Origin of the sequence: Spiribacter curvatus, assembly GCF_000485905.1 — a bacterium.
GTDB lineage: Bacteria > Pseudomonadota > Gammaproteobacteria > Nitrococcales > Nitrococcaceae > Spiribacter > Spiribacter curvatus.
In genome coordinates, this window is the sequence record NC_022664.1 from 782,785 (window position 1) to 808,658 (window position 25,874).

At 64.1% G+C, this 25,874-nt stretch carries 30 protein-coding genes; 14 read left to right on the forward strand and 16 right to left on the reverse strand.

The features are described 5' to 3' along the window. Nucleotides 1–6: 6 nt before the first annotated feature. Genes sufD through SPICUR_RS03905 form a run of 4 tightly spaced genes read left to right on the forward strand, consistent with a single transcriptional unit; the run spans nt 7 to nt 3,370 of the window. Nucleotides 7–1,335, forward strand: coding sequence for a Fe-S cluster assembly protein SufD (sufD, locus tag SPICUR_RS03890; RefSeq protein WP_023366252.1), 1,329 nt, complete (start codon nt 7–9; stop codon nt 1,333–1,335). Beyond that, nucleotides 1,332–2,582 (forward strand): aminotransferase class V-fold PLP-dependent enzyme, encoded by a 1,251-nt coding sequence (locus SPICUR_RS03895; RefSeq protein ID WP_023366254.1) that lies wholly within the window; start codon nt 1,332–1,334, stop codon nt 2,580–2,582. Before sufD ends, SPICUR_RS03895 begins: the two co-directional genes overlap by 4 nt. A gap of 2 nt (nt 2,583–2,584) precedes the next feature. Next, nucleotides 2,585–3,043, forward strand: a complete 459-nt coding sequence (gene sufU / locus SPICUR_RS03900; RefSeq protein ID WP_023366256.1) for a Fe-S cluster assembly sulfur transfer protein SufU — start codon at nt 2,585–2,587, stop codon at nt 3,041–3,043. Nucleotides 3,044–3,046: 3 nt separating this feature from the next. Continuing rightward, nucleotides 3,047–3,370 carry an SUF system Fe-S cluster assembly protein gene (locus SPICUR_RS03905; protein ID WP_023366258.1) on the forward strand — a complete coding sequence of 108 codons (324 nt, stop codon included), beginning with the start codon at nt 3,047–3,049 and terminating at the stop codon, nt 3,368–3,370. Between the two features lies 1 nt (nt 3,371). Here SPICUR_RS03905 and SPICUR_RS03910 read toward each other — a convergent pair whose 3' ends face one another. The 14 genes from SPICUR_RS03910 to gshA all read right to left on the reverse strand — a co-directional run bounded on the left by SPICUR_RS03910 (nt 3,372) and on the right by gshA (nt 16,399). Then, complete coding sequence (locus SPICUR_RS03910; protein ID WP_023366260.1) at nt 3,372–5,030, reverse strand: ATPase, T2SS/T4P/T4SS family; 1,659 nt, start codon at nt 5,028–5,030, stop codon at nt 3,372–3,374. Beyond that, nucleotides 5,023–6,303, reverse strand: coding sequence for a type II and III secretion system protein family protein (locus tag SPICUR_RS03915; RefSeq protein WP_023366262.1), 1,281 nt, complete (start codon nt 6,301–6,303; stop codon nt 5,023–5,025). The genes SPICUR_RS03910 and SPICUR_RS03915 overlap by 8 nt, the downstream gene beginning before the upstream one ends. Further along, nucleotides 6,300–7,088 carry a Flp pilus assembly protein CpaB gene (gene cpaB / locus SPICUR_RS03920; protein WP_023366264.1) on the reverse strand — a complete coding sequence of 263 codons (789 nt, stop codon included), beginning with the start codon at nt 7,086–7,088 and terminating at the stop codon, nt 6,300–6,302. The genes SPICUR_RS03915 and cpaB overlap by 4 nt, the downstream gene beginning before the upstream one ends. Before the next feature lie 25 nt (nt 7,089–7,113). Further along, the gene (locus tag SPICUR_RS10175) at nt 7,114–7,242 is read right to left on the reverse strand and encodes a hypothetical protein (protein ID WP_257719852.1); all 129 of its coding nucleotides are present in this window, start codon (nt 7,240–7,242) and stop codon (nt 7,114–7,116) included. Next, nucleotides 7,235–7,915, reverse strand: coding sequence for a hypothetical protein (locus tag SPICUR_RS03925; RefSeq protein WP_023366268.1), 681 nt, complete (start codon nt 7,913–7,915; stop codon nt 7,235–7,237). The genes SPICUR_RS10175 and SPICUR_RS03925 overlap by 8 nt, the downstream gene beginning before the upstream one ends. 28 nt (nt 7,916–7,943) lie before the next feature. After that, complete coding sequence (locus SPICUR_RS03930) at nt 7,944–8,678, reverse strand: hypothetical protein (RefSeq protein WP_023366269.1); 735 nt, start codon at nt 8,676–8,678, stop codon at nt 7,944–7,946. A 20-nt stretch (nt 8,679–8,698) separates the two neighbouring features. Then, the gene (locus tag SPICUR_RS03935) at nt 8,699–9,925 is read right to left on the reverse strand and encodes a hypothetical protein (RefSeq protein WP_023366272.1); all 1,227 of its coding nucleotides are present in this window, start codon (nt 9,923–9,925) and stop codon (nt 8,699–8,701) included. After that, on the reverse strand, nt 9,912–10,199 hold the full coding sequence (locus tag SPICUR_RS03940; RefSeq protein ID WP_023366274.1) for a Flp family type IVb pilin: 288 nt from the start codon (nt 10,197–10,199) through the stop codon (nt 9,912–9,914). Before SPICUR_RS03940 ends, SPICUR_RS03935 begins: the two co-directional genes overlap by 14 nt. Before the next feature lie 82 nt (nt 10,200–10,281). Then, the gene (locus tag SPICUR_RS03945; protein WP_023366276.1) at nt 10,282–12,162 is read right to left on the reverse strand and encodes a carbon-nitrogen hydrolase family protein; all 1,881 of its coding nucleotides are present in this window, start codon (nt 12,160–12,162) and stop codon (nt 10,282–10,284) included. After that, nucleotides 12,163–12,624 carry a tetratricopeptide repeat protein gene (locus SPICUR_RS03950; RefSeq protein WP_081695574.1) on the reverse strand — a complete coding sequence of 154 codons (462 nt, stop codon included), beginning with the start codon at nt 12,622–12,624 and terminating at the stop codon, nt 12,163–12,165. Beyond that, nucleotides 12,591–12,962 carry a DUF192 domain-containing protein gene (locus SPICUR_RS03955; RefSeq protein ID WP_076742160.1) on the reverse strand — a complete coding sequence of 124 codons (372 nt, stop codon included), beginning with the start codon at nt 12,960–12,962 and terminating at the stop codon, nt 12,591–12,593. Before SPICUR_RS03955 ends, SPICUR_RS03950 begins: the two co-directional genes overlap by 34 nt. Nucleotides 12,963–12,991: 29 nt before the next feature. Next, complete coding sequence (locus SPICUR_RS03960) at nt 12,992–13,882, reverse strand: type II secretion system F family protein (RefSeq protein WP_023366282.1); 891 nt, start codon at nt 13,880–13,882, stop codon at nt 12,992–12,994. Beyond that, complete coding sequence (locus SPICUR_RS03965) at nt 13,875–14,726, reverse strand: type II secretion system F family protein (RefSeq protein WP_023366284.1); 852 nt, start codon at nt 14,724–14,726, stop codon at nt 13,875–13,877. Before SPICUR_RS03965 ends, SPICUR_RS03960 begins: the two co-directional genes overlap by 8 nt. A gap of 32 nt (nt 14,727–14,758) precedes the next feature. After that, entirely contained in the window at nt 14,759–16,399 is a 1,641-nt protein-coding gene (gene gshA, locus SPICUR_RS03970; protein ID WP_023366286.1) for a glutamate--cysteine ligase, read from the reverse strand. A gap of 91 nt (nt 16,400–16,490) precedes the next feature. Here gshA and phbB point away from each other — a divergent pair, with 91 nt between their 5' ends. Further along, nucleotides 16,491–17,213, forward strand: a complete 723-nt coding sequence (gene phbB, locus SPICUR_RS03975; protein WP_023366288.1) for an acetoacetyl-CoA reductase — start codon at nt 16,491–16,493, stop codon at nt 17,211–17,213. Nucleotides 17,214–17,218: 5 nt separating this feature from the next. Here the strand turns inward: phbB and SPICUR_RS03980 are convergent, their stop codons facing one another. Further along, entirely contained in the window at nt 17,219–17,491 is a 273-nt protein-coding gene (locus SPICUR_RS03980) for an HlyU family transcriptional regulator (protein WP_237220352.1), read from the reverse strand. Between the two features lie 74 nt (nt 17,492–17,565). On the opposite strand from SPICUR_RS03980, the gene SPICUR_RS03985 reads away from it, so the two are divergent. Further along, the gene (locus tag SPICUR_RS03985) at nt 17,566–18,147 is read left to right on the forward strand and encodes a class I SAM-dependent methyltransferase (protein ID WP_051373236.1); all 582 of its coding nucleotides are present in this window, start codon (nt 17,566–17,568) and stop codon (nt 18,145–18,147) included. Here the strand turns inward: SPICUR_RS03985 and SPICUR_RS03990 are convergent. Continuing rightward, nucleotides 18,111–19,289: an MFS transporter gene (locus tag SPICUR_RS03990; protein WP_023366294.1), complete on the reverse strand. Its 1,179-nt coding sequence runs from the start codon at nt 19,287–19,289 to the stop codon at nt 18,111–18,113. The two genes, SPICUR_RS03985 and SPICUR_RS03990, sit on opposite strands and share 37 nt — an antisense overlap. Before the next feature lie 50 nt (nt 19,290–19,339). Between SPICUR_RS03990 and SPICUR_RS09980 the strand changes: the two genes are divergently transcribed. From SPICUR_RS09980 to alaS, 8 genes are all read left to right on the forward strand, one after another. After that, nucleotides 19,340–19,588 (forward strand): hypothetical protein, encoded by a 249-nt coding sequence (locus SPICUR_RS09980; RefSeq protein ID WP_158499827.1) that lies wholly within the window; start codon nt 19,340–19,342, stop codon nt 19,586–19,588. A 4-nt stretch (nt 19,589–19,592) separates the two neighbouring features. After that, nucleotides 19,593–19,844, forward strand: coding sequence for a DUF2249 domain-containing protein (locus SPICUR_RS09985; RefSeq protein WP_023366298.1), 252 nt, complete (start codon nt 19,593–19,595; stop codon nt 19,842–19,844). 18 nt (nt 19,845–19,862) lie between these two features. Next, nucleotides 19,863–20,621: a VIT1/CCC1 transporter family protein gene (locus tag SPICUR_RS04005; protein ID WP_023366300.1), complete on the forward strand. Its 759-nt coding sequence runs from the start codon at nt 19,863–19,865 to the stop codon at nt 20,619–20,621. Nucleotides 20,622–20,640: 19 nt separating this feature from the next. Beyond that, the gene (locus SPICUR_RS04010; RefSeq protein ID WP_023366302.1) at nt 20,641–21,108 is read left to right on the forward strand and encodes a universal stress protein; all 468 of its coding nucleotides are present in this window, start codon (nt 20,641–20,643) and stop codon (nt 21,106–21,108) included. A 7-nt stretch (nt 21,109–21,115) separates the two neighbouring features. Beyond that, on the forward strand, nt 21,116–21,619 hold the full coding sequence (locus tag SPICUR_RS04015) for a CinA family protein (protein ID WP_023366304.1): 504 nt from the start codon (nt 21,116–21,118) through the stop codon (nt 21,617–21,619). Nucleotides 21,620–21,713: 94 nt separating this feature from the next. Continuing rightward, complete coding sequence (gene recA / locus SPICUR_RS04020) at nt 21,714–22,757, forward strand: recombinase RecA (RefSeq protein ID WP_023366306.1); 1,044 nt, start codon at nt 21,714–21,716, stop codon at nt 22,755–22,757. Between the two features lie 5 nt (nt 22,758–22,762). Further along, nucleotides 22,763–23,248 carry a regulatory protein RecX gene (locus SPICUR_RS04025; protein ID WP_023366308.1) on the forward strand — a complete coding sequence of 162 codons (486 nt, stop codon included), beginning with the start codon at nt 22,763–22,765 and terminating at the stop codon, nt 23,246–23,248. A gap of 12 nt (nt 23,249–23,260) precedes the next feature. Beyond that, nucleotides 23,261–25,864, forward strand: a complete 2,604-nt coding sequence (gene alaS, locus SPICUR_RS04030) for an alanine--tRNA ligase (RefSeq protein WP_023366310.1) — start codon at nt 23,261–23,263, stop codon at nt 25,862–25,864. The last annotated feature ends 10 nt before the right edge of the window (nt 25,865–25,874 follow it).

The window sequence follows — 25,874 nt, forward strand, 5'->3', positions numbered from 1 at the left end:
GCAATAATGGAAGCAGTCGCGCAGTCAAAGAGCGTTTACCTCGAGTCGTTCGAGCAGCTCGGCGAGCAGGGGCCGAACTGGCTCCGTGCCCTCCACGAACGCGGCATCCACGCCTTCGAGGCCCGTGGATTCCCCGGTTCGCGGGAGGAGGCATGGCGCAAGACCAATCTGCGGCCGGTGACTCAGACGCACTTTCCGGTGGCCGATTCGCAGGGCGTTGCCCCGAAGGCACTGGTGGAGCGCCTCGGGGATCTCGGTGATAGCTATCATCTGGTCTTTGTCGATGGTCGATTGGCCTCGGATATCTCCGATCTCTCAGACCTCGCCAAAGGGCTGACCGTGACGCCGTTCAGTCAGTACGAGGATCATCCGCCGGAGCGGTTGACCGCGGCGCTGGGCCGTCGCGTTGATATCGACTGGCATCCGTTCGCGGCGCTCAATACGGCGTTTTTCGTGGACGGTGCCTATATCCATGTCGCCCGCGGCGCAATGATTGAAAAGCCGATCACCATCACGCATATCATTACCGCCGAAGCGGATCAGCGGGCGGTCTACCCGCGGCTGGTCGTGGAGGCCGAGGATGGCGCCGAAGTGCGTGTGGTGGAGCGCTTCATCGGAGACGACCAGGCGAGCACGCTGGTCTGTCCGGTCAGCGAGCTGTCGGCGGGGCAGAATACAATCCTCGACTACAGCCGACTCCAGGAAGACGGGGCCACGGTGATGAATATCGGAACCGTCAATCTCGCCGCTCAGCGCGATGCCTCCCTGCGGGGTGCGTTCGTCGCCGACGGGGGACGTCTTGGCCGGGTTGACCTGATCGCCGATCTCGAGGGCGAGGGCGGTGAGATTGACTGCAACGGCATCTATCTCACTGAAGAGCGGCAGTTCATCGACTTCCACACCTGGTTCAACCACCGTAGTGAGAACTGCTTCAGTCGTCAGCGCTTCAAGGGCATCCTCCAGGATCGCTCGGAGACGGTGTTTGACGGACTGGTCAAGGTGTTCGAGGGTGCACAGAAGACCGATGCCGTGCAGGAAAATCGCAATCTGGTGCTCGGCAAGCGCGCGCTTGCCCACTCCAACCCGCGGCTCGAGATCTTCGCGGACGACGTCAAGTGCACGCACGGATCCACCGTGGGTGAGCTCGACGAGGAAGCGTTGTTCTATCTGCGGACCCGCGGGATCAGCGCCGAGGGCGCAAAGGGCATGCTGACCCTGGCGTTCGCCGGCGAGATTGTCGACATGTTCCGTGTCACGGGCGTCCGTGATCACGTCCGGCGAGTGCTGATGCGCCGTCTGGGTGTCGATGATGCGGATATTGGGGAGATCCTTTGAGCGCACATCCGATCAATGATTCGCGCCCCGGCGCTGATATGGCGCCTTATCGGGCCGACTTCCCGGTGCTGCAGCGGCCGATGAACGGCCGTCGGCTGGCGTTTCTCGACAGCGCGGCGAGCGCGCAGAAACCGCAATGCGTCATCGACGCCGAGCGGGACTGTTACGAGCAGTACTACGCGAATATCCATCGCGGGGTATACCAGCTCTCGCAGCGCTCCACCCAAGCGTTCGAGAACGTCCGCGGGACCGTCAAGCGATTCATCAATGCCGCGGACGAGCGCGAAGTGGTGTTCGTCCGCGGTGCGACAGAGGCGATCAACCTGGTCGCCCAGTCGTTTGTACGGCCCAGGCTGCAGCCGGGGGACGAGGTCCTGATCACTGGCATGGAGCATCATGCCAATATCGTGCCCTGGCAGCTTGTGACCGAGGCCACCGGCGCAAAACTGGTGGTGGCGCCGGTACTTGATGACGGGTCACTGGATATGGATGGCCTGCGCGAGCGGATCAGCGAACGGACCCGTTTCATGAGCGTTGTGCACGTCTCCAACACACTGGGGACGATCAACCCCGTGGAGACGATCACGGCGCTCGCCCACGAGCGCGGTATTCCGGTCCTGGTTGACGGTGCCCAGTCGGCGCCGCACATGCCGGTGGATGTCCAGGCCATGGGGGCTGACTTCTATACGTTCTCGGCACACAAGACCTATGGCCCGAGCGGCTCCGGGATCCTTTGGGGTCGGCTCGAGCATCTCGAGGCGATGCCGCCCTACCAGGGCGGTGGTGACATGATCCGCACGGTCACCTTTGAGCGCACCGAGTACGCGCCACCGCCGCAGCGGTTTGAGGCGGGTACGCCCAACATCGCCGGTGTGATCGCCATGGGCGCCGGCCTTGAGTACATGGAATCGGTTGGCCGCGAGGCGATTCTCGCCCACGAGCAGTCGCTGCTCGCCTATGCCAACGAGCGCCTGGCGGCGTGGGACGACCTGCATGTCATCGGTACCGCACCCGGCAAGGCCGGGGTGGTGTCATTCGTGATCGACGGGATCCATCCTCACGACATGGGTACGATTCTGGATATGGAAGGCGTTGCCGTACGGGTGGGCCACCACTGCACGCAGCCACTGATGGAGCGGTTCAATGTGCCCGCGACGGTGAGGGCCTCGTTCGGGCTCTACAACGATCGTGAGGATGTTGATGCGCTGATCGACGGGCTGACCAAGGTGAAGTCGCTGCTCGCCTGATCATGACCGAGCTCTCGGCGCTCTATCAGGCGGTGGTACTCGAGCATAACCGCTCACCCAGGAATTTTCGGGCGGTGGAGGCCTGCGACCATGCGGCGGATGGCAACAACCCGCTCTGCGGTGATCGCATCCATGTCGAGCTGCGGTTGGACGCGGCCGGCCGGATAGAGGATATCGGTTTCGACGGCGAGGGTTGCGCGATCTCCACCGCTGCGGCATCGATCATGACCGAGATCCTGATGGGACGCTCGGTCGCGGAGGCTCGAGCCATCAGCGAGCTTTTCCAGCGTCTGGTGACTGATCGCGCCGCTGAACCGGTGGCGGATGATGATCCAGCGCTCGATAAGCTCCAGGCCCTTGCCGGGGTGCGTGACTATCCGATGCGGGTAAAATGCGCGACGCTCGCCTGGCACACCCTGCAGGCGGCACTTGATCCGCCTGACCGACAACGCACGGAGTAGAGCATGGTGGAACGTCCCCCGATCGAGACCCTTCGCGAGGGTGTGGTGACGGCGCTTCGTAGCGTCTATGACCCGGAGATCCCGGTCGATGTCTACGAGCTTGGTCTGATCTACGAAGTCGAGGTGGATGAAGAGGGCTTTGTCGATGTGCTCATGACGCTGACCTCACCCGCCTGTCCCGTGGCCGGTCAGATGCCGATCATGATCAAGGCCGCCGTCGAGCAGGTGCGCGGTGTCGAGGCTGCCGAGGTCGAACTGACCTGGGATCCGCCCTGGTCACAGGATCGCATGTCAGAGAGCGCGCGACTGCAGCTCGGCTTTATGTGAATCACACCATCGTGGTCGGCGCATCGGTGTCGAAGATGGATAGATCCACATCGGCGCCTGGACTCGGACCGGTCTGGATGAACGCCGGGATCTGGCCGGTGGCGCGGAAGCCGTGGTCATGATGGAACAGATCGGTGAGCAGGATCCGGTCGCCTTCCATCCCGGCCACCTCGGTGATCGCGGTGATCCGTCGGGCGCCGTCACCGAAGCGCGTCAACTGGACCACGATATCGATCGCCGCGGCGATCTGATCGCGGATCGCCCGGGCCGGCAGGTCCATCCCCGCCATCAGCGTCATGACCTCAAGCCGTGCGAGCGCATCGCGTGGAGCATTCGCATGGGCGGTGGTCAGCGAGCCATCATGCCCGGTGTTCATGGCCTGCAGCATGTCCAGCGCCTCACCGCCGCGGCACTCACCCACGAGAATCCGATCGGGTCGCATACGCAGTGCATTGCGGACCAGATCGCGAATCGGGATGGCGCCACTGCCTTCGATGTTCGGCGGTCGCGATTCGAGTGCCACCACATGATCCTGCTGCAGGCGAAGCTCTGCAGAGTCCTCGATGGTGACAATACGCTCTGTCTCCTCGATCTCCTCGGACAGGGCATTGAGCACGGTGGTCTTACCGGTGCCCGTCCCACCGGCGATCAGGATATTGCGGCGGCGGTGCACGCATAGGCGCAGGAATGTCGCCATGGCGTGATCGAGACCGCCGAACCGGATCAGATCATCGAGCCCGATCCGCTCCTCGCCAAAGCGTCGGATGGTGAGTGTCGCGCCGTTCAGTGCCAGCGGCGGGATGATTGCGTTGACCCGCGAGCCGTCCGGCAGCCGAGCGTCCACCAGCGGCGAGCCCTCGTCGAGGCGTCGGCCGAGCGGGGAAACGATGCGATCGAGAACGCTGTCGAGGGAAGCCGCTGAGCTGAATTCGAGTGCGGTCTTCTCGAGCTGGCCGCCGCGCTCGACGTAGATGCGTTCATGCCCGTTGACCATGATCTCACTGACCGCGGGATCGTCCATCAACGCCTCGATGGGTCCAAGTCCCACGGTCTCAGCGACCACCGCGGCGACGACGGTCTCTTCATTCAGGTCCGCTGGCATCGCCAGCTCTCCCTCCTCGATCAACTGCCACGCAGTGGCCGTGGCCTCTTCGCGAAGGCGGCTGGGGGAGAGGGTCTGGAGGATATCGCGGCGATAGAGATCAAGCCGCTGGCTGATGCACTCCTGGAAGCGTCGCACCAGATCGGGTGATATCCGCGGCGCAGCGGGCATCCTTTGTATCGTCGGGGTGATCGGCGCGGCCGGCTCGGCGACGCCGGCGGTTGGATCGGCATCGCCGGCATCCAGCGTCTGTGGAGGCAGGACCCGACGGATCTGCCAGCGCGCGTCGCCCAGGCTGAGCGCATCGCCCGCGGCCAGCGGTCCGGCCTGGCGGACGGGCTCGCCATTGAAGACGATCTCCCGGCGACCCGCCAGCAAGCGGATGTGCGCGCCATATTCGTCGACACGCAGCTCGGCATGACGGCGGGCGATGCCTGCTCCGCTGATGCGCAGATCGCAGCGACGTCCGCTGCCAATCGAATGTCGGGCACCGTCGTGCAGTGCGATGACCCTGGGTTGGTGATCGCCGGATCGGTGGACGAGTTCGAGCTCACTCATAACGGATTTCCTCAAGCGGCAGTCGACCGGAGTTGGACAGGTCCGTGGGTTCGGATGGCGCTGCCTCGGTGGTCGTGTCCTGCAGGGTGGGCGTGATCAGTACGACAAGCTCGGTCTCCTGCCGCTGGAATCGCTCCGAGCGGAACAGTCGGCCGATCACCGGGAGCTGGCCAAGCCCGGGCAGCTCGCTGACGGCGCGGGACTGCTGCTCGTCGATCAGACCGGCAATGAGCAGCGTCTGGCCGCTCGCGCCGCTCATCTCGGTCACCGCATTGCGGACTGAGAACCCGGGCACGCCGAGGACGGTGACGGATTCGTCGACGTCGCTCACCTCCACCTCGACGCGGGTGCGAATCCGCGCGTCATCCCCGACGATCGGCGCGACCTTGAGCAGGATCCCATAGTCCTTGAATGTCACCGATGGCGCGCCATCGCCGCTCTGGATCGGGATGGGTACCTCGCCGCCCGCCTGGAACTCCGCCGATGTCCCGCTGAGCGCTGAGAGCATGGGCTCGGCAATCACCCGCGCCTCACCGGACTGACCGAGGAGATCGATCATGGCAGTGAGGCTGAGACCGACTCCGAGATAGCCATTACCCGTGCCGATATCAAGCGGCAGGGCATTATCCGGCGTAAAGTCGCCGAGTTCGCCACGGAATACATCGTTGGTCTCGATATCGGAGGCGTAAGCGAAGCTGATCGCTGGCGATTCTGTCGCCCAATCCAGACCGATTTCGTGCAGCGTTGATTGACGTAATTCCACGAACCGCGCCTTGACCTGCACTGTGGGGGTCTCGGCCATTGCCGGTGGATCGGTGAAATCGCCAAGCGTGGGGTAGGCGGCGATCAGTGTCTCGAAGCGCTGCCGGTCTTGTTTGGTTGTCGGCTGACCGATCACGAAATACCCGCCCTCTGCGCGCTCAAGTGTAATGCCCTCGATCCGTGCCGCCAGTGCCTCGAGCTTAGGATCGGTGATTGCTGCCGATGCAGGCCGCACGATGACGGGTAAATGCCGTGACTCGCCGTTCTCCGACCAGAGCCGCAGATCGGTGCGTCCGGCGGTCCGACCCATCAGCAGCACACCTTCACCATTACCGAGGACTTCGACCTCGGCGAGCGCGCCGTCGCCGAGCGCGACGCGGACGATGTCGCTTGCCTCGACGACCCGGGAGTGGCCAATGGCGATATCGATGGCGGCCGTCAAAGGGCTCCACATAAGCCCCAGGATCAGGACGATCCGGGTGATCAGTGGTCGACGACCGGTAACGCTCATCGCTGGCCTCCGATAATCAGTTCGACATCCGGCCTGCTGCTATCCGAATCCGCGGCAGGGCTCTTATCGATGAGTGCCGTCGCGTCGATTCGATAACCCTGGACGGGCGTATCATCGGTGTCGGCACGTAGCACCACGTGGATGTCGCCGATGGCGAGGGCGTGAGTGATCCGAGCGGCTTCCACCGGCGAGACGGCAAGCGTTAGATCGTCATAGCGGCCCGGGCCCTGTCCGATCCGCGTGTCACCGAGCCGGGCGCCGGTCGCAAGGATGGGGATATCGGCGAGTAGCGGAACGGTCTCGCGTTGGCTGCGATCGCGATAGGTCAGCATCAGATCGAGCCGATCGCCGGGGGCGAGCAACCCAGCGATTTCCGCGCTCCCGGAGACCGGGATCGTGATCGCCCGATCGCCTGGCGTGATCTGCTCGGCAAGCCGCGCCCGGTCGTCGCCTTTGACATGTGCGGGCAGAATCGCGCGCCCGGCCGTGATGGGTCGATCGAGGGTGCGCCCGGCGATGCGTGACCAGGCGCTGTCCGCAAGGGCGCTGTCATGGGTGAATGCCAGTGGCATCTCCCGCAGGGCAACGGTCTCACGGCTCAGCTGGCTGCCTTTGGGTAGATCGTCACGAGCGACGATCACCGAGCGCGTCGCATGATCCGAGCGCAGCTCTGCTTCGATCGCTTCGGCCCGTTGTTGGAGGTGACGATCACCGAATCCGATCCCCGCACCACCGGCGATCAGGGCGCCGACAATCAGTAGGACACCGCGCTTTGTGGGACTCATGATCGACCTCATCCACCCATTCGGATTACAAAGGAATCGCGAGGCTCCAGAGCGCACTGTCGGCGTAGCTCCCCAGGGCACGGATCACGCGATCGATGCCTGACCATACGCCGAGCAGACCGGCTGCTACTGCGAGGTACTCGGCACTACTCATGCGCCGGCGGTGGAGTCAGGCGGTGCATCGTGAGCTCGGTCGTGCCGTGATTCGCGATAAGGTTGAGATTGAGCGTCTCGGCCCCCCGACCCATGGTTATTCGTTGGTATTGTCCGGCGCTGCGCGCGCCGCGTTCATCGACACGCCAGCCCGCTGTCTGCAGACGCTGAACCACGCGCTCAGTGGCGCGAGCGAGCGTTAATGGTGTGTCGGCGACAACCGTTACTCCATCACGATGCGCTTGCTGGACAAGAAGCTCGAAGCCATCCGGCAGGGGCAGGTAAGAGGTCGGGGATCGGGCATCGGCGCGGGCGACTCCCATGATGCTGATCATGACGGCATGGCCGGATCCGCTGCGCTGTATCTCCACATATCGCCCCCATTGTCGGCCCGAGTGCATCAGTACCTCGTCGATGCCATCGGCGTCCCGATCCTGCGCTAGCATGTCACCGGTTATGTCACGCCAGTGGCGCTCATATCGGGGCATGAGTGTCTTGATGGGCCGATGGGTCGTATACGCGAGCTGGCACATGGGAATTCCGCCGATCACGATCTGATCGTCGCGATAGACCCCGGCCGCGTCCGCCGGCATCGGCATGCCGTTGAGTGCATCGTCACAGTCGTTCGCGAGCGCATTGGGTGGGGCCATCAGTACGCCGACGCTGAGCAGCACTAGCCAGTCATGACGCGCGGACGATCGGTCAGCGACGGATCGGGAAGCGATCGGATTCCGGTACGAAATCGGTCGAGCGGGCATATCGTCCCTCCTTGAACACCGCGAATGCGCCCATGGTCTGGGCGGGTTGGGTCAATACGTCGACGGGCTCGCTTGCGACAATCCGCTCGGCGCGTCGCTGATAGGCCCGATCGTCGCTGGCCTGCCAGTCCCCGGGTGCGATGGCGCCGCGTGCCTCGAGGGTCAGCAGCGGCTTGGGTGGGCCATCCTCGAGTCGGGGCTGAGCGCTGATCCGGACGTGATGGCTGGGGAGCCGCTCCCGCGGGAGTCCAAGCATGCCTCCGGAAAGACCGATGGCGGCGATCGCACTGGGGATGGATTCGCCGTAGGCGATGTTGCGGACACCGAGGCCGGCACGGGGCAGATCGCGCCCGCCGCGGCCGCCGCCTTTTCTGCGGACCGTGTCATCGGCGGCGATCGCACGCAGTGCCCCCTCGCGGTCATGCCAGAGTGGGTTCTGGCTGATCCCCTGGCGATACAGACGCGCGGTATCCACGATCGGCGCGTGATCGCTGCCGTGAATACGGTCTTCGATCGCTATCCGCAGATCATCGCTGCTACTGCGCCCGCTGATCTCCTCCCATACGGCATAGCGCGTGCCGGCAATCGCTGCGCGCTCCATGTCCTGCACCCGCCCCAGATGATCCATCGCCATCAGCGCCGGAATGATTGCAAGCAGGCCGATCAGCGCCTCTGTCATGGCGGCTCCACGCTCCCGACTCATGGCAGGCCCGGCAGCTGTGTTGGGCTGAGAGCGGCTTCCCAGTAGGGATTGAACAGGGTTGCGGGACGCTCTCGGGCGGGGCAGTGACGGCCGCAGTCATCGGGGACGCGGTAGCGCACCTCACCGATGCTGAGATGGGCGTTAATGACGTTCGAGTCATCGGCGCCCGGAAGCGGGGCGGCCACCAGCGCCGGCACCCGGATCAATTGATCGTCGGCCGGTGGGTTGCGAAGCCGCGCGTAGCGCTGGACACCGCGATAGTTGCCACTGAGACGCTCAGCGCTTGCCCGTCCGCTTGCGAGTGTCGACCAGGCACCCCAGCTGAGTTTTTCGGGATTGAAAAAGCCGACCTGCAGGCGATCCGCTGACCGCCAGCCACCGGCATCCGGCAGCGGCGGCTTTTGCGTGACTCCCTGTTTCCGGAACCGGACCACCTTAAAGACCGACTGATCCCAGATCCGACCGCCACGGCCATAGCGTGGGCGGCCGGGGTTGTCTGTTCCACGCAGCCAGCGGTTCAGTCCGCCGTCGTGGCGGATGGTTGCCGACAGCAGCCGCTGGAAGTAGCCGTTGTCCCTGCCGGGTCTGACTGCCTCGAGTTTGCGATAGCTCGATAACCGCTGAGCGTATAGCCGCGCACTCATGGCCGTCTTATAGGGCTCAGGGATCGAGTCGATCGCGGGGGCCTCATTGAGTCTGAATGACTCGTCGTGGCCATTGACGACACGACGCATGGCTTCATCGACACGGCCCGACCTGAGCCTGTTACGGGCGTCATACTGTGTCCCGGTAAGGACATCCAGATAGCAGTCGGTCCCCCGTATGTAGACGCCGGACGTACGGGCCGACACCTTCGTCACCGTGGATAGAACCTTTTCGGCCTTGCGGACGGCGGGACCGACATAGGGAAGAAACTGGGCGTAGCGAGCGATCTGTTCGACCGCCTGATCGGTATATCGCAGCCAGCTGATATAGGCGACCACATGCCCGACCGCGATATGATTGGCGACCAGCGCGCGATTGGTATAAGCGATCAGGTTGAGCCGACGTGCGGTCCAGGCCGCACCGCTGTAGGCGGCGGCGTCGGCGGCGTTGACTACCGCCGATTCCTGAGCGACGCCGCGGCTCACACGGTGACTGATAGCGATTGCCGCTGCGGCGAGGGCAAGCGTCGCAAGCACCACCGGCAGGATCTGACCACGCTGGGGATCAGTTCTGCGCATCGAAATCCTGCAGCGTATCTTCCTGATCGGCCCGGTCGGCGGCGCGCTGGGAATGGTCATCGGCCCGATCGATCTGATCGCCACCGTCCTGGCCGGCCATCTCGCGGGCCATTGCGGCCGCCTGGCTCGAGATCGTATCGCCGAAGGCGGAGAAGATCCCGATACCGGCGACGGCGATCAGTGCAGTAATGATGATGTATTCAGACATCCCCTGACCGCGCTGATAACGGCGGCCCTTGGGCGGCTGGTTCGGATGCGGGCATCGGGCGATCATGGCGCCTCCTTGGCTGACGGGAATGATCCATTGCCTACCAGACTAGAAACGATCGAGCGCGCCGCGAAGTACCACCCATCAGCTACTCCAGTGCGATGACTGAGCGGCAGTCCTGTTCGGTGCGGGTGGTCATGAGCCAGTGAATGGTCGGATCGTTGGCGTCGATGGGTAGGAACTCGCCAGTGGCGGCATCGAACGCGATGGGAGAATGATCCGCTCGCCAGCGTACGGCGCGGAGGCCGGTGGCCGTGCGTTGCAGGCCGAACGCGGGCGGTTGGATCGGCGCTGTCGTCGGCTCCATGGGGACGAGTCCTGTTCGTCGACACAGCCAGGTCATCGCCATGCCCGTTGATGTCGGCACCTGCCGCCAGTCCGCCGCGATACCGAATACCCGTGCCAGGAGCGCAACACTGCCCCGATGGTTACCGCCAGGCGATTGAATGGCGTCGGTTGTCATGGGCGTCCTGATCGATGGCACGGCGGCGCTGAGTGCCTCCAGCGTTCGATGCTGCAGGCCGGTCGTGATACCGATCGATACCGCCGCGAGCCCGGCGATCGCCCAGGCGGGGAGTCCTGACTGTCGATCCACTGTCGGCATTCCGCGCCGCTGTCGTCCGCTAAGGGCGATAAAGCCGATGGCGATCAGGCCATAGGGAATGCCGGCAGACTGGTGGCTGCTGGTGTATCGATTGGGTAGAGCGATCCTCGCCACACCCGTTGTATAAGCCTCGACGAGGACCCGGCTTCGACCATCCGGATAGAGCACGGCACTGGGGCCGGCGTTGGCGACAACAATCATTGCGATGCCCACCCGTGCGGCCTGCAGATGGACACTCCGTTGGTGCAGCCCGGGCAGTGGGAGCGAGCCCAGATAGGCGAGGCTCGCTGGGTTGAGGATGACTCGTGGTTCACGCGCGGCCGCCCGATCGACGGCGGCGGGATGGGTGGCATCGGAGCAGATCAGTACCTCGAGGGGCTCGATGTCGGGTACCGAGGTCTGTCGTTGATGGGCCTGGATACGGTTGCGCTCCGCGAATGGCAATGGGTAGTGCTTACCCCAGCGCGGCGATTCGCTATCCCCCCTGCCGTTGTGGGTGAGTATGCGGACCTCGCTGTCGACATGGCCGGGGCGGTGGTAGGTATAGCCATGACGCAGGTGGCTGGCCGACGGATCGATCCCTCGCCAGTCTGTACCAAGGAAACCGGGCGTCGCGGCCTCGGGCCAGATGATCCAGTCCGCATCCAGCTGTGCGGCGGTCAGTGCCAGCTGCCGATGACTCGCGTTGAGGGTCTCGAGTACGCCGTCGGCGATGGCCTGACGTCTGGCCTGAGGGGTGAGATTGGTCTGGATGATGGCGATCTGCTGGCGGTCGGCGTCACCGACGATGGGCGTCCGCGGCTGGAGCAGGACCAGCGGCACCAGTGTCAGTAGCGCCAGCAGAATCCGGGCGATAGCAGGCGGCGGCGCCGAGCGGGTCCGCTGGTGCATCACTGCGATGACGAGCACCGATTGCAGGAGGCCGATGGCGAGATCCGCCGCCAGTATCCCGCCGATGCCGATCATCGGCAGATGATGGAAGCTGACCGGCAGGAACAGACTGAGTGAGAGGGGGAGACCCAGTATACGGAGCCCGCCGAGTAGCCCGCAGAGTATGATCACGCCAGCGACCCGCCGTCGCGCCGGGCTATGTCCGTGGCGATCCGCCATGAGGATGGCGGTGAGCACGAATGGCATCGTGGTGGCCGCGGTCGCCAAAAGGGTGAGTTGTGGCTCGGCGATAACAGCGGGAGCAACGCTGAATCCGGCGGGCAGGCCGATGGCGAGGATGGCATCCAACACCCGTCGTGGTGTCGAGCCGTCGATCACTGATAGCCATGGAACCAGCCAGATGAGCCCCGCCGGCAGGAAAGAGAACGGCGGCAGGGCGGCAATGCCAAGGAGCCCGGAGAGCAGGCCGGCCATTTACTCGCGGGCGGCTGACGGCGAGCGCCCCAGCGCCCCGATTGCATGGCGGATCTCGATCAGTGCGGGCCGGCCCGCGCTGACCGGTGCCAGCCGTTCGTGGCGGTCGAGTAGCGATCGGGCCTGTTGCAGGTGAACCACGGCAAGGTTGTAGGTGGCGAGTACATGGCCTGGATCGCGCGCCAGCGCCGCCTCGAAACGGTTGATGGCGGCCTGGTCGTCGCCGCGGCTGTAGGCGATGATCCCGAGCTGGAAATGCGGTGACACCAGTGTGGGTGATCGGGCAATGGCCTTTTCATAGCCGGCCCTTGCCTGCTCGAGGTCACCACGCTCGAGCGCGTTGTCCGCCGTAGCCAGGGTCTCGATGACCGATGCTGATCCGTCCGGGGTCAAGGCCAGACAGCCCTGGAGCAGGAGCACCGGAACAATCAGCGCGAGAGACGCCGCTCGTGGCATGTGCATGTATCAACCTCTTCGGACTGGAATCGACGGCCAATGAGCCCGTGCGGGACGGTCCCTGCGGCGAGTTCAAGGGTGGCGGCGGTTCCCCGGGGCGCGGGCACGAGTCGACCCGGCTCAACCGCCGGATGCACACGCAGGATGGTCAGGGACGGATCGAGTGCCAGGATATCGATGGGAAATCGCATACCGATGGTGTGGACGCCGCGGCGGGAGATCAGGAGGAGTCCGGTGTCCGGCGGTGGCGGCGTCGTTTGATTCAGTAGCCCGACAAGCCGGGCAATGAAGTGATCCGCCAGCGTGATCCGTAAACGCAGTGTGCGTGAAGCGGATGTGACCATGATCACGGACTGGTCGGCGATGGGCGGCCTCACAGTAACCCCCCTTCAAGGAACTGAAGCACGATGGGGAAGCCGATGATCAGAAAGGTCACCGGGAAGAGCAGGCCGACCAGGGGTGCAAGCATCTTGACCGGCGCTTCATTGGCCCTTTTCTCGGCCGTGGCGAATCGTTCGCGACGGCGTTGAGCGGCCTGATCAGTAAGGGTCTGGCTGATGGCGGCGCCGGTTTCGTCCGCCTGAGCGATGGCGGCCACGAATCCATGCACGGCGTTGAGATCGACCCGATCAGCCATGCGCTCGAGTGCCTGCAGTCGAGGCACGCCGGTGCGGATCTCCCGGTCGACGCGCTGCATTTCCTCGCGCAGCGGCCCCCTTTCAAGGTGTGTGGTGCACTGCGGGAGGGCGGCACTGAAGCTGAGTCCCGCCCGCACGGACAGACCCAGTAGTTCGAGTAACGCCGGGAATTGCCGCGCGATGCGCCTTTGGCGTCGCAGGCCCTGATCGCGCAGCCAGATGCCCGGATAGACGCCACCCATGAGGGTCGTGCCGAACACTGACACGACGCCATCCCAGCCGCCCCCGCGCAGGGCGGGCTGGAGGATGAGCGCCGCGATGGCCGCGACGACTGCCGTCAGGCCACGAAGGATCATCCACTCCTCGGCCAGCACCGCATAGCCCATGCCGGCCCGATCGAGCCTCGCGGACAGATCGCGCGTGGACAGCCACCGCGCGGGGCGGATCCGCTCGGCGAGCGGTCGTGCCATTGGCAGGAGGGCGCGGAAAAGGCGTGGCGAGGGGTCACGCCATGGATCGGCATGCCGCCCTTGACGGGTCCGGATCAACTCCGCCAGTCCGGTCACGCCGCTCGCAGCGGCACTACCCAAAAGGACAGCCGCGATGACTGCGGATGGCTCAGACATCGATGGCCACCAGTCGTCGGATCCAAATCACCGCCAGGGTCATGGCGATGCCGACGATCCCGATCACTCCCCAGCCGAGGGGGTCGGTGAAAAGCCGCTCCATCATCGCCGGCTGCTGGAGGTAGAGCATGCCACCAATGCCAAACGGCAGGATGCACATCACCCGTCCCTGCATCCTTCCCATCGCGGTCAGGGCGGCGATGCGCTCCTCGACCTGCGCGCGCTCGCGGAGTGTGTCAGCGAGGGTGTCGAGGGTGTGGGCGAGATCACCGCCCACGCGATGCGAGATCATGACCGCGTTGCGAAACAGTGCGGTCTCCTCTGATGGAACCCGTTCCTCGAAGCCGGTGAGAACAGTGTCAAGCTCCTCGCCAAGGCGCTGGCGACTCAGCATGAGGCCGAATTCCTCGCTGAGCGGCGGGCGTTGTCGCCGCGAGACCAGCTCCATGGCACGGCCCATGTTGGTGCCCGCCCGCAGCGATCCCGCCAGCGCCTGGAGGGCATCAGGCAACTGACGGATAATCCCGCGACGCCGACGCGAACGAATGATCCGCACGGCGATGCGCGGCAGCATGAGGCCGGTCAGTCCAGCCATTGCGGCAAGGGGCCAGGGCACGAGCATTGCCGTCGAGAGCGTCAGTACGAGGCCGAGCCCCACCGCGAGTCGCAGAAGTGTACGTGCCGGCAGGTTGATGAACTGGGCGCGCAGGTCACCCTGTGCGGTTTCGCGTATGTGGGTTCGATAACGGCGGATGGCCGGCGCAAGCCCGGTCACAACGCCGAGAAACGCCAGCACTGCGCCGATGGACAGTCCGATGGAGGCCAGAAGCTGTGTCAAACCCATGCCCCCGACAGTGCCGGGGGGCGGGGCCGCGTTCAACGACCGCTGGTCGATTCCTGAGCGAAGTAGGCGCTGACGAAGTCCTCGAAGTCGGGCTCATCACTCGCCTCAAGGGTTGCCTGTTCGGCGAGCGAGCGCGCCGCCTCTTCGCTCAGGCGGGTCCGTGTCGCGGGATCGAGCGGCCAGTCGCGGATTGTCTGTACATGCTCGGCTGACGTCCTGAGCGCGAATTCCACGAACTCCTCCCCGCGGTCGCGCATCGTGGCGAGCACCTGGGCCGAGGGGGTCTGTCCGGCGTCCTCGACCGACTCCCGATAGGTGGCGAGGATGCGGCTGTAGCGGCCGTCGCCATACACCTCATCGAGCAATTCGGCGGGACCTTCCATGGCATCGAAGAGCTCGCGTGCCCACTCTCGAAGGCCGACACGCTCGCCGTTGCCCCGGTGCAGTGTGAGGTCAGGGTCGCGTCCCTCGCGGGCGACGAGGCCCTGATTGGCATTGATGTGGTTCTGCTCGTGGGCATCGATGGGCGGGCTGTCCTCGAGGAGGCAGAAAACCAGCAGCGTTTCCAGAAAGGCGATCTGATCGGCATCGATACCGATCGGGCTGAAGGGGTCGAGGTCCAGTGCCCGTATCTCGACATACTCGACACCGGCCCGGTTGAGCGCACAGGTCGGCGGTTCACCGGACTGGGCGACTGCCTTGGGGCGGACAAAGCTGTAGTACTCGTTCTCGATCTGCAGCACATTGGTATTCAGCTGCCGCCAGACACCGTTGACGCGGGTGCCGATACGCGCGTATTCCGGATCGGGCGTGCTGATCGCCGAGCGCAGACTGGCCACGTAGGCATCGAGGTTGTTGTAGTCGATTTCGAGCGCCGCCTGGGCGTTGTTCTTGTAACCGATGTCGCTCATGCGAAGCGAGGTCGCGTAGGGTGTGTAGAAGGTATTCGCAGAGAACGACTGGAAATCGAGATCACGGCCGCCGGTGAATGATTTGCAGATCGCCGGTGAGGCGCCCATCAGGTACGGCACCAGCCAGCCGTAGCGCTGGAAATTGCGGATCAGGCGAAAGTAGAAATCCGATCGGAACGCTGCGAAATCCCGCCGGTCGCCCTCTCTGGCCTGGACCGATCGCAGGAACGCCTCGCTGAACGAGAAGTTGAAGTGGATACCGGCAATCGCCTGCATCGTCCGCCCGTAGCGCCAGTCAAGACCATGGCGATAGACATGCTTCATGCGCCCGATGTTGGAGTTGCCGTAATCGGCGATGGGAATACTCCTGTCACCGCCGACAACGCAGGGCATGGAGGTGGCCCAGAGTAGTTCGTCGCCGATCTGATCAACGGTATAGCGATGCAGATCGGCGAGGTGCTGCAGTGCGTCCCCACCGCGGGTATAGGCGGGTGTTACCCACTCGAGCAGCGCCTCGGAATAATCGGTGGTGATCTCCGAATGACACAGGGGTGAGCCCAGCCCGATGGGATGTGGCGTCTGCGCGATATGCCCCGTGGGAGTCACGCGCAGGCTCTCTTTCTCCAGCCCATGACGGCTGCCGGCGAGCAGACCGCGCTCTCCATACTCCTGCAGTTGACGGACGCGGCGCTCGGCGCTCTGGTTCATGGCATCCCCGTAGCCAGTTCCGAAAGCCGAGATTGTGCCGATATCGGCGGTCATTTGGAATGGCATGTTGCGCTGCGTCTGGCCACGAGCCGTGCCGGCTGGGTATCGTCGATGACGGCACTATCCAATTTCAGGAGGAGAGGGAATGACGAGAACGGCACTGGTAACCGGAGGGACACGGGGCATCGGCGCCGCCATCGCTCGGGCGCTGAGCGAGTCGGGCCATCAGGTCGTGGCGACCTATCAGGGCAATGATGAGGCGGCGGCGGCCTTCACCCGGGATACCGGGATACCAGCACGCAAGTGGGATGTTTCCGATTTCGAGGCCTGCCAGCAGGGTGTGGCTGACTTGATCGAGGAATTTGGATCGGTGGACGTGCTCGTCAACAATGCCGGCATCACCCGCGACTCGACCCTGCACAAGATGGAGGTGGATGACTGGAATGCGGTCATCACGACCAATCTTAATTCGGCCTTCAACATGACGCGCGCCGTGATCAACGGGATGAGAGAGGCCGGTTTTGGCCGGATCATCTCGATTGCCTCGATTAACGGCCAGAAAGGGCAGATGGGCCAGGCGAACTATGCCGCCGCCAAGGCAGGACTGGTCGGCTTCACCAAATCGGTCGCGCAGGAAAACGCGCGCCGGGGCGTGACCGCCAATGTCGTGGCACCGGGCTATATCAGTACTGAGATGGTGGCGTCCGTTCCTGAGAATGTCCTTGAAAAGATCGTCGGACAGATACCCGTCAATCGGCTGGGCGAGGCCGAGGAGATCGGCGAGGCCGTGGCGTATCTTGCCAGCGATTCCGCCGGGTTTGTCACCGGCTCCACCCTCAGTATCAACGGCGGCCAGTACATGTTCTGAACGCCCTAGTGGGGCGACTGGAAAAGGCCCGATCCCTGCTCATCGATCAGGCGTCGGGCCTTGGCAAGCGTCATCTCCGCAGCGACTTCCTGACTGCCGTAGACGTCCGCGCGCACGAACGTCGTTGACTGCGCGCTGCCATCCGCTGTCGTACTGATCTGGCCCCGTACCCGCCAGCCGCCCGGGTCCTCGCTGGGCGTCGCGGTAATGGTGTAGCCCTGGTAAGTCGTCTCCGCCACAACAGCGGGGGGATTGCCGCCGCCGTTGCGACCCATCATGCTGCGCAGGAATCGAATAATCATTCCGGAACAATGCCCGGTGGGCGGCATGCAATCAAGGGAGCGGCGCATCTATGACAACGATGGGGGATCGACTGACTTTTCTCAAAGGCTTTATCAAACGCCCTCGGGAGGTCGGATCGCTGGTGCCGAGTTCACGATTCCTCGAGCAGCGCATCTGCCGGGTCATCGATGCCGGCCATACCCGTACCCTCGTTGAACTCGGCCCGGGCACCGGCGGCACGACCGAGGCGGTTCTCGCCGCCATGCCCGCGGATGCCCGACTGCTCGCGATTGACACCAACCCCGCCTTTGTCGAGCAGCTGCGCGGGATCCGTGATCCGCGCCTGCTTGTCGCCGAGGGCAGCGCTGCCGATCTCGATACGCTGCTTGTCGAAAACGCGCTCCCGCCACCGGATATCATCTTCTCCGGGATTCCGTTCTCAACCATGCCCGAGGGCGTTGCCGATGGCATCCTCCAGTCCGCCTGGGCGGCGCTTGCCCCGGGGGGACGCTTTACGGCCTACCAGTTCCGCGATGCGGTCTGCCATCAGGGTCGCCGGGTGATGGGCGAGCCGCTGGTCGAATGCGAGTGGATCAATATCCCGCCCATGCACTTCTACTCATGGGACAAGCCCGAGCGCGTCGGAAGCTGACGCGCGAGTGGCAGCGCGAGCAGACCATAGATAAGGATCGGGATGACCGCAAAGCGCGGTGATCCAAGCATGTCACCTGCCAGGCCCCCCAGCAGCGGCACGAAGAAATTGGTGATCGCGCCCACCGCGAACATGCCCGCTGCGAGGGCGGCGGTTGCATTGCCACGCGTGTAGAGCGGGGGCAGGGCGACGATCAGGATCAACAGCAGACCCACCGCAAGCCCGGTGGGCATAAGCGCGACCAGCGCCGGCCAGCCCGACAGCCAGATAAAACCGCTCAGACCACTCAATCCGACGATCATCAGCACCATCAATGGCCGCGGGTGACCGATCCAGGAACGCCCGACCGTGAACATGATGATGGACGCCGCAATCTGGGTGGTGTTGAACATCACCAGTGCCACCGGCAGCAGCGCCTCCTCGCCGCGTCCGCCCAGCACACTGCCCATGTAGGCGTTAATGCCAAAGAAGATTGAGCCGCTGGCACCGAGCAGGATGCCCAGTTTCCAAACCAGCGGTCGACGCCAGTCGGGGAGCCAGTGGCCGGTGTCATTCTCAAACGCGCGTGATACCGGGCTCAGCAGTCGAATGCTCAGCGCCGGAATCAGAGCAGGTAGCGACCAGTACAGGAGTGCCAGACGCCAGTCGCCGTTGGCGAGTGGGAGCATCACCGGTAGCGTTAACGTTGATCCGATCACCTCGCCGATGAGCATTCCGTTCATATAGATCGCGGTCCCCATGGCGATACGCGATGGCCACCACTCGGTGAGCAGGGTGGGCAGCGCTGGCTGGATGCCGGCGATCGCGATGCCCATGACCGCGGTGGCGACAAACAGCATCGGTGCATCACCGAGCCCGCGTGCCGATGAACTGATGACCACCAGCAGCAGCGCTGTAATAAGGGTGCGGCGGGCACCGATCCGGCTGATCAACCACGACGCTGCAAGACCGGCGACAGCGAGCATCAGGATTGGCAGCGTGGTGAGCGCACCGGTCGCGGCTTGTCCCAGATCGAGATTGCGGGCGATCCGCGGGGCCAGTGGCGGGGCGATAAGCACCGTTAAACGCAGATACAACCCGGTCAGCCAGAGCAATAGCATGACGACAGGCGTTGATGGCGTTTTCGGTGTCTTGGTATCCATGCAATCCCCGGGCGTGAAACGCTAGACTCTAGCACTAGCGGAGGGAGCCTATGCGACGATTAATCGATTCAGACGGCATCCAGTGGAGTGTTGATGTGCTGTTCGGTTCCTATGGGACCTACTACCTCATCTTCAGTGCCGGTCCCGGCGAGGCCAGCGGTCAGGTGCGAAAGCTGGCCATCGGCGCCGATACCCAGCAGCAAGCCGTGGCCCAGCTCGGGGCGATGGACGATGTGGCGCTCGGGCATGCGCTGGCCGACGCCACCGACTTCGATGCCACCTCGCCGCTGGGGTTCTAGCGTCATGGGCGCGGACTATCCCGGCGGCGTCATTGACCTCCGGCTCCATCGACCGCAGACACGGTTGATGCTCGTCGAGCAGACGCTGGCCGCGCTCAGGCCGAATGAGGACATCCTGCTGGTCTTTCGTGAGCGCCCGGCCCACTTACCCGGGCATATCCACTCGCGGTACCCGGCGCGCTTTGAGATCAGCCCCGTCGACGAGGGCCCGGAGGTCTGGAGCCTTCGTGTCCATCCACTCGGTCACCCCCAATAACCTGGAAGGGAATCCCCAATGCCAGAGCTCGAACACAGTCACCATCCCGAAGATATCCGCAACCGGCTTGAGGCGGGTCGCAGCACGAGTTATCTGCGCGACGCGATTCTTGGCGGTATCGATGGCTGCGTGACCACTTTCGCCGTGGTCGCCAGTGTGGCCGGAGCCGGATTGCCCGGGCTCATTGCGTTCAGCCTGGGGCTCTCGAGCCTGATCGCCGATGGCTTCAGCATGGGCGTGAGTAACTATCAGGGCGTGAAAAGCGATCGCGACGCCCTCGAACAGGCCCGGGAGACGGAGAACAGTCACATCCGTCACGTCCCTGATGGCGAGCGTGAGGAGATCCGCCAGATATTCGCCCGCAAGGGCTTCGAGGGTGATGTGCTCGAGGAGATCGTCGATACCATTTCGGCGGATGAGTCGCTGTGGGTCGATACGATGCTGCGTGAGGAACACGGTCTCGATCTTGAGGGGGCGGAACCGGTCCGCGCGGCGCTGTGGACCTTTGGCGCGTTCGTGCTGGTGGGCGCGATCCCGCTGGTCCCATTCGTGCTGCCGATTGTCGGTGTTGATCTGGCCTTCGCAGTGAGCAGTGTGCTGACTGCGCTCACCTTTTTCGGCATTGGATTCGTCAAGGGCGTTATGCTGGGCGAGGGCCAATTCCGGTCCGGTCTGGAGACATTGCTGATGGGCGGCGGTGCGGCAATCATCGCCTACCTTGTGGGGGGTGTCTTTGAACCGATGATGACCGAGATGGGATTGGCCATCTCGAAATGATTTGAACGAGGAGAGACCAATGTCGCGTCAACCCAATATCCTGATTGTCCCTGTGGACGGGTCCGAAGGCGCCGGCGAGGCGGCCCGCTATGCTGTGGGTCTTGCCGAGGGGCTCGGCGCCCCCGTCCGGCTGCTGTATGCCTTTCCCAAGGATCCGGTCGACATGTTCGGCATTCCCACCGAGGCGCCCGGTCCCGAGGAGCTCGAGTATTTCGCGCCGGAGGCCTTCGACCGACTGCGTGACCAGAGCGCCGAAAAGGCATTCGCCGCGACCCGCAAGGCGGTCGGCGAGACACCGGTTGAAATCCAGGAGCAGATCATTGCCGGTAGCCCCGCCGAGGCCATCGTCGGGCATGCCGCCGGCGAGGATGATCCGATGATCGTCATCGGGCGTCGCGGCCTCAGTGGGTTCAAGGAATTCCTTCTGGGGAGCGTCAGCCAGCGGGTGCTGCACCACGCTGGCTGCCCCGTAACCGTGGTCCGCTGATCGCTCGATGGCGATAGCGGGCGATGACAGGCTCGAAGTCCTGGTCGGGCAGGTCGCGAGCCGGCTGACTGAGGCCGGCTGGCGGCTTACGACAGCAGAGTCCTGCACCGGTGGCTGGATCGCCAAGGTGTGCACCGACCAGGCCGGCAGCTCGCGCTGGTTCGAAGACGGGCTCGTGACATACAGCAATGCGGCCAAGCAGTCGCGTCTTGGGGTGCCGGCGTCGACGCTCGAGGGCTTCGGGGCGGTCAGCGCTGAGACCGCCACGGCGATGGCGGCCGGCGCACGGGCCGAGGACCATCAGCGGGTCGCGCTGGCCACGACGGGTATCGCGGGTCCAGGCGGAGGATCCGAGCGCAAACCCGTGGGTCTGGTCTGGTTTGCCTGGGCCTGGCCGGACGGTCACATCATCACCGATTCCGCCGTCTTTGCCGGAGATCGTGACTCCATTCGCCGCGAGAGCGTGGCCCATGCGCTTCGCGGTGTACTGGCAGAGCGATCCGACGCCTGACGGTGGCTGATGGCCGATCGCCGGGGTGGGCGGTTGCCCGGGACTGTGGGATAATCAAGGCATTATTGACGGTTTGCAGACCCAGGGGTTGAGCATGGACGAAGATCGCAAGAAGGCACTGGGCGCGGCCCTCGGCCAGATTGAAAAGCAGTTCGGGAAGGGCGCGGTCATGCGCATGGGTGACGCCCGGGCTGTCGGCAATATACCGGTCATTTCCACTGGCTCGCTGGCGCTCGACGTGGCGTTGGGAATTGGCGGGATTCCCCGCGGCCGGGTCGTTGAAATCTATGGGCCAGAGTCGTCCGGCAAGACCACGCTCACGCTGCAGGCGATCGCCGAAGCGCAGCGGGCGGGCGGAACCGCCGCGTTCGTTGACGCCGAGCATGCGCTCGATCCGGAGTACGCCGGTAAACTCGGAGTCGATGTCGACGAGCTGCTGGTCTCGCAGCCGGACACGGGTGAGCAGGCGCTCGAAATCGCCGATATGCTGGTGCGCTCGAGCGCGGTGGATATCGTCGTGGTCGACTCAGTAGCGGCCCTGACGCCCAAGGCGGAAATCGAAGGCGAGATGGGTGACTCGCACGTCGGGCTGCAGGCACGGCTCATGTCCCAGGCCCTTCGTAAGCTCACGGCAAACATCAAGCGCTCCAACACAACGGTCGTTTTCATCAACCAGATCCGCATGAAGATCGGTGTGATGTTTGGCAGCCCCGAGACCACTACGGGCGGCAACGCGCTCAAGTTCTACTCCTCCCTGCGGATGGACATTCGGCGTATCGGGGCGATCAAGAAAGGTGATGAGGTCATCGGCAACGAGACCCGCGTCAAGGTCGTCAAGAACAAAATGGCACCTCCTTTCCGTCAGGCCGAGTTCGAGATCCTCTACGGCGAGGGCATCTCCCGTGAGGGCGAGCTGATCGATCTCGGCGCGAAAAACGGTATCGTCGATAAGTCCGGTGCGTGGTACAGCTACAACGGCGATCGTATCGGTCAGGGCAAGGACAATGTCCGCAACTTCCTCAAAGAGCATCCGGAGATGACCGACGCCATCGATCAGGCGCTGCGCCAGAAACTCCTCGATCTGCCCGCTGATGACGAGACGTCCGCCGAGGCGGAAGAGGGTGGGGCGAACGCCTGACGTCGATGGCCGACGCACCCGAGGAATCCTCCCCCGAGGCGATACGCGAATGCTGTATCCGCCTGCTTGCCCGACGCGAGCACTCGCGTCTTGAGCTTCAGCGAAAGCTCGAGGCGCGCGAGTTCCCGCGTGCCGCAATCCCCGCCGTGCTGGACGCGCTGACCGAGGAGAATCTCCTGAGTGATCAGCGTTTTGCCGAAATGTTTGCACGTACCCGCTGCGAGAACGGTCAGGGCCCGATGAAGATCCGTGCCGACCTTCAGGCCCGGGGCATCGATAGCGCAGAGATTGACCGCTCTCTGGAACTCGTCGACGATACGTGGCTTGATTATTGCCGCGCAGCATGGCGCCGGCGCTTCGGCGTCGCCCCGGCGGATCGACGTGACTGGTCCCGTCAGGCCCGGTTTCTGGCCGGTCGGGGGTTCAGTGCTGAATTGGTTCGGCGGGTGCTGGACGAAACGGCGAACGAAGCAGACAACACAGATATTTGAAAGCGAATCGGCATGAATAATAGCAGCGCAGCCATCCGTCGGGCCTTCCATGAGTTCTTTGCCGAACGCGGCCATTCGATCGTGCCCAGCGCCTCTCTGGTGCCACCCAACGATCCGACGCTGCTTTTCACCAATGCCGGGATGGTGCCATTCAAGGATGTTTTCCTGGGTCGTGAGCAGCGCCCCTACCAGCGCGCCGTCAGCGCTCAGCGTTGCGTCCGGGCGGGCGGCAAGCATAACGACCTCGAAAACGTCGGCTACACCGCGCGGCATCACACCTTCTTCGAGATGCTCGGCAATTTCAGCTTTGGTCAGTACTTCAAGCGCGATGCCATCAGCTATGCCTGGACGTTTCTCACCGAGACCCTCGGGCTGCCTGCCGAGCGGCTCTGGGTGACGGTGTATGAGGACGACGACGAGGCCGCCGGTATCTGGCTCGATGAAGTGGGTGTTGATCCGGCACGCTTTGCGCGCATCGGTGCGGCGGACAACTTCTGGTCAATGGGTGATACCGGCCCCTGTGGCCCCTGTTCCGAGATCTTCTACGACCACGGGCCCGAGGTGCCGGGTGGTCCACCGGGCAGTGCCGATGAGGATGGCGATCGCTACGTCGAGATCTGGAACCTCGTGTTCATGCAGTACGAGCGGGGCGCCGATGGCGCACTGACACCGCTGCCGAGTCCATCCATCGATACCGGCATGGGCCTCGAGCGGATCGCCGCGGTTGCGCAGGGTGTGACCAACAATTACGACATTGATCTGTTCCGTCATCTGGTCGATGCAACCGCCCGGCTGATCGGTACCGATGATCGCGAGGGGAGCTCGCTGCGGGTCATTGCCGATCACATCCGGGCCTGTGCCTTTCTGGTGGTGGACGGTGTGCTGCCGAGCAATGAGGGCCGCGGCTATGTGCTGCGCCGGATCATCCGCCGTGCCGTTCGTCATGGTTACAAACTCGGGGTCAGCGAGCCGTTCTTCTGGCGGTTGGTCGAGCCGCTGATCGGCGAGATGGGTGAGGCCTACCCAGAGCTGGCGAACAATCGTGAATTGGTCGAGCGGGTCCTGCGACTTGAGGAGACGCGCTTTCGGGAGACCCTCGAGCAGGGGCTGCGGCTGCTGGAGACCGATCTCGCGGATCTGACGGGCGATACGGTCCCCGGCGAGACGGTTTTCAAGCTCTACGACACCTTTGGCTTCCCGGTGGATCTGACCGCGGATGTCGTCCGTGAGCAGGGACTGCATCTGGACATGGCCGGGTTTGAGACGGCGATGAGTGCCCAGCGCGAGCGCGCCCGCGCCGCGAGCGTTTTCCGCGCTGAATACGGGGGCGCGGCGGATTTCGGCGGCACCACAGAGTTCAGTGGTTATGAGGTCAGAGAAGATGCCGCGCAGGTGATCGGTCTGTATCGCGACGGCGGGGCGGTGGACGCACTCGCACCCGGCGATCACGGGATGGTCATCCTTGATCGCACGCCCTTCTATGCCGAGGCCGGCGGTCAGGTTGGCGATACAGGCCATCTGCTGGCCAGTGGCGTCGAGTTTTCGGTGGAGGACACCCAGAAATACGCTCAGGCGCGTGGTCACCTCGGGCATATGGTGACCGGCGAGCTACGCCTTGGCGACGCGGTTGATGCCCGCATTGACGGCGCAAAGCGTGATCGAACCACGCTCAACCATACCGCGACGCATCTCCTGCATGCCGCGCTTCGCGAAGTGCTTGGCGAGCATATCCATCAGAAGGGCTCGCTTGTCGCGCCGGAACGGCTGCGCTTCGATTTCGCCCACTTCGAGCCGATAACCGCCGATCAGCTCCGTGCCATCGAGGCACGGGTCAACGCCTGGATCCGGCGCGACGAGGCGGGCGAAATCTTCGAGACCGAGTATGACCAGGCCATTGAAATGGGCGCGATGGCGCTGTTCGGTGAAAAGTATGGCGACCGCGTGCGGGTCGTGCGCTTTGGTGATGTCTCCACCGAGCTCTGTGGCGGCTGCCATGTCAGCACCACCGGTCGCATCGGTCTGTTCCGCCTGATCGCCGAGGGCGGCGTGTCGGCAGGTGTACGCCGGATCGAGGCAATCACCGGCGCAGCCGCCGTCGAGCGGGTCCAGAACGACGCGCAGACGCTCGAGGAGGCGGCTGCAAAGCTGCGGGTCGCCCCGGATAATCTGCTGGTCCGTCTTGACCAGGATATCGACAAGGTCCGCTCGCTGGAGCGGGAGCTCGGTCGGATGAAACAGCGGCTCGCGAGCCAGGCGGGCACTGAACTGGCCGATTCAGCGCAAGTCATTGACGGCGTCAGGGTGCTCGCCGCGCGGGTCGAGTCAGCGGGTGAATCGCTCCGCGACACCGTGGATCAGCTCAAGAACAAACTGGGGAGTGCGGTGATCGTGATCGCCGCGGACGATGACGGCAAGGTGCGGCTGGTCGCTGGCGTGACCACCGATCTCACCGATCGTCTGCGTGCTGGCGATCTGGTCAACCATGTCGCCCGGCAGGTAGGGGGACGCGGCGGCGGCCGACCCGATTTCGCCCAGGCGGGTGGCAGTGATGCGGCGGCACTCCCCGCAGCGCTCGAGTCCGTGACTGACTGGGTGCAGGAACAACTGAATCAGTAGCAAGGGATAT

Bases quoted from the DNA above. Each gene is read 5' to 3' on its own strand.
- sufD (WP_023366252.1), top strand. From the start codon at position 7: ATGGAAGCAGTCGCGCAGTCAAAGAGCGTTTACCTCGAGTCGTTCGAG.
- sufU (WP_023366256.1), top strand. From the start codon at position 2,585: ATGACCGAGCTCTCGGCGCTCTATCAGGCGGTGGTACTCGAGCATAAC.
- SPICUR_RS03905 (WP_023366258.1), top strand. From the start codon at position 3,047: ATGGTGGAACGTCCCCCGATCGAGACCCTTCGCGAGGGTGTGGTGACG.
- SPICUR_RS03910 (WP_023366260.1), bottom strand. From the start codon at position 5,030: ATGAGTGAGCTCGAACTCGTCCACCGATCCGGCGATCACCAACCCAGG.
- SPICUR_RS03915 (WP_023366262.1), bottom strand. From the start codon at position 6,303: ATGAGCGTTACCGGTCGTCGACCACTGATCACCCGGATCGTCCTGATC.
- cpaB (WP_023366264.1), bottom strand. From the start codon at position 7,088: ATGAGTCCCACAAAGCGCGGTGTCCTACTGATTGTCGGCGCCCTGATC.
- SPICUR_RS10175 (WP_257719852.1), bottom strand. From the start codon at position 7,242: ATGAGTAGTGCCGAGTACCTCGCAGTAGCAGCCGGTCTGCTCGGCGTA.
- SPICUR_RS03930 (WP_023366269.1), bottom strand. From the start codon at position 8,678: ATGACAGAGGCGCTGATCGGCCTGCTTGCAATCATTCCGGCGCTGATG.
- SPICUR_RS03935 (WP_023366272.1), bottom strand. From the start codon at position 9,925: ATGCGCAGAACTGATCCCCAGCGTGGTCAGATCCTGCCGGTGGTGCTT.
- SPICUR_RS03940 (WP_023366274.1), bottom strand. From the start codon at position 10,199: ATGATCGCCCGATGCCCGCATCCGAACCAGCCGCCCAAGGGCCGCCGT.
- SPICUR_RS03945 (WP_023366276.1), bottom strand. From the start codon at position 12,162: ATGGCCGGCCTGCTCTCCGGGCTCCTTGGCATTGCCGCCCTGCCGCCG.
- SPICUR_RS03950 (WP_081695574.1), bottom strand. From the start codon at position 12,624: ATGCACATGCCACGAGCGGCGTCTCTCGCGCTGATTGTTCCGGTGCTC.
- SPICUR_RS03955 (WP_076742160.1), bottom strand. From the start codon at position 12,962: ATGGTCACATCCGCTTCACGCACACTGCGTTTACGGATCACGCTGGCG.
- SPICUR_RS03960 (WP_023366282.1), bottom strand. From the start codon at position 13,882: ATGTCTGAGCCATCCGCAGTCATCGCGGCTGTCCTTTTGGGTAGTGCC.
- SPICUR_RS03965 (WP_023366284.1), bottom strand. From the start codon at position 14,726: ATGGGTTTGACACAGCTTCTGGCCTCCATCGGACTGTCCATCGGCGCA.
- gshA (WP_023366286.1), bottom strand. From the start codon at position 16,399: ATGACCGCCGATATCGGCACAATCTCGGCTTTCGGAACTGGCTACGGG.
- phbB (WP_023366288.1), top strand. From the start codon at position 16,491: ATGACGAGAACGGCACTGGTAACCGGAGGGACACGGGGCATCGGCGCC.
- SPICUR_RS03980 (WP_237220352.1), bottom strand. From the start codon at position 17,491: ATGATGGGTCGCAACGGCGGCGGCAATCCCCCCGCTGTTGTGGCGGAG.
- SPICUR_RS03985 (WP_051373236.1), top strand. From the start codon at position 17,566: ATGACAACGATGGGGGATCGACTGACTTTTCTCAAAGGCTTTATCAAA.
- SPICUR_RS03990 (WP_023366294.1), bottom strand. From the start codon at position 19,289: ATGGATACCAAGACACCGAAAACGCCATCAACGCCTGTCGTCATGCTA.
- SPICUR_RS09980 (WP_158499827.1), top strand. From the start codon at position 19,340: ATGCGACGATTAATCGATTCAGACGGCATCCAGTGGAGTGTTGATGTG.
- SPICUR_RS09985 (WP_023366298.1), top strand. From the start codon at position 19,593: ATGGGCGCGGACTATCCCGGCGGCGTCATTGACCTCCGGCTCCATCGA.
- SPICUR_RS04005 (WP_023366300.1), top strand. From the start codon at position 19,863: ATGCCAGAGCTCGAACACAGTCACCATCCCGAAGATATCCGCAACCGG.
- SPICUR_RS04010 (WP_023366302.1), top strand. From the start codon at position 20,641: ATGTCGCGTCAACCCAATATCCTGATTGTCCCTGTGGACGGGTCCGAA.
- SPICUR_RS04015 (WP_023366304.1), top strand. From the start codon at position 21,116: ATGGCGATAGCGGGCGATGACAGGCTCGAAGTCCTGGTCGGGCAGGTC.
- recA (WP_023366306.1), top strand. From the start codon at position 21,714: ATGGACGAAGATCGCAAGAAGGCACTGGGCGCGGCCCTCGGCCAGATT.
- SPICUR_RS04025 (WP_023366308.1), top strand. From the start codon at position 22,763: ATGGCCGACGCACCCGAGGAATCCTCCCCCGAGGCGATACGCGAATGC.
- alaS (WP_023366310.1), top strand. From the start codon at position 23,261: ATGAATAATAGCAGCGCAGCCATCCGTCGGGCCTTCCATGAGTTCTTT.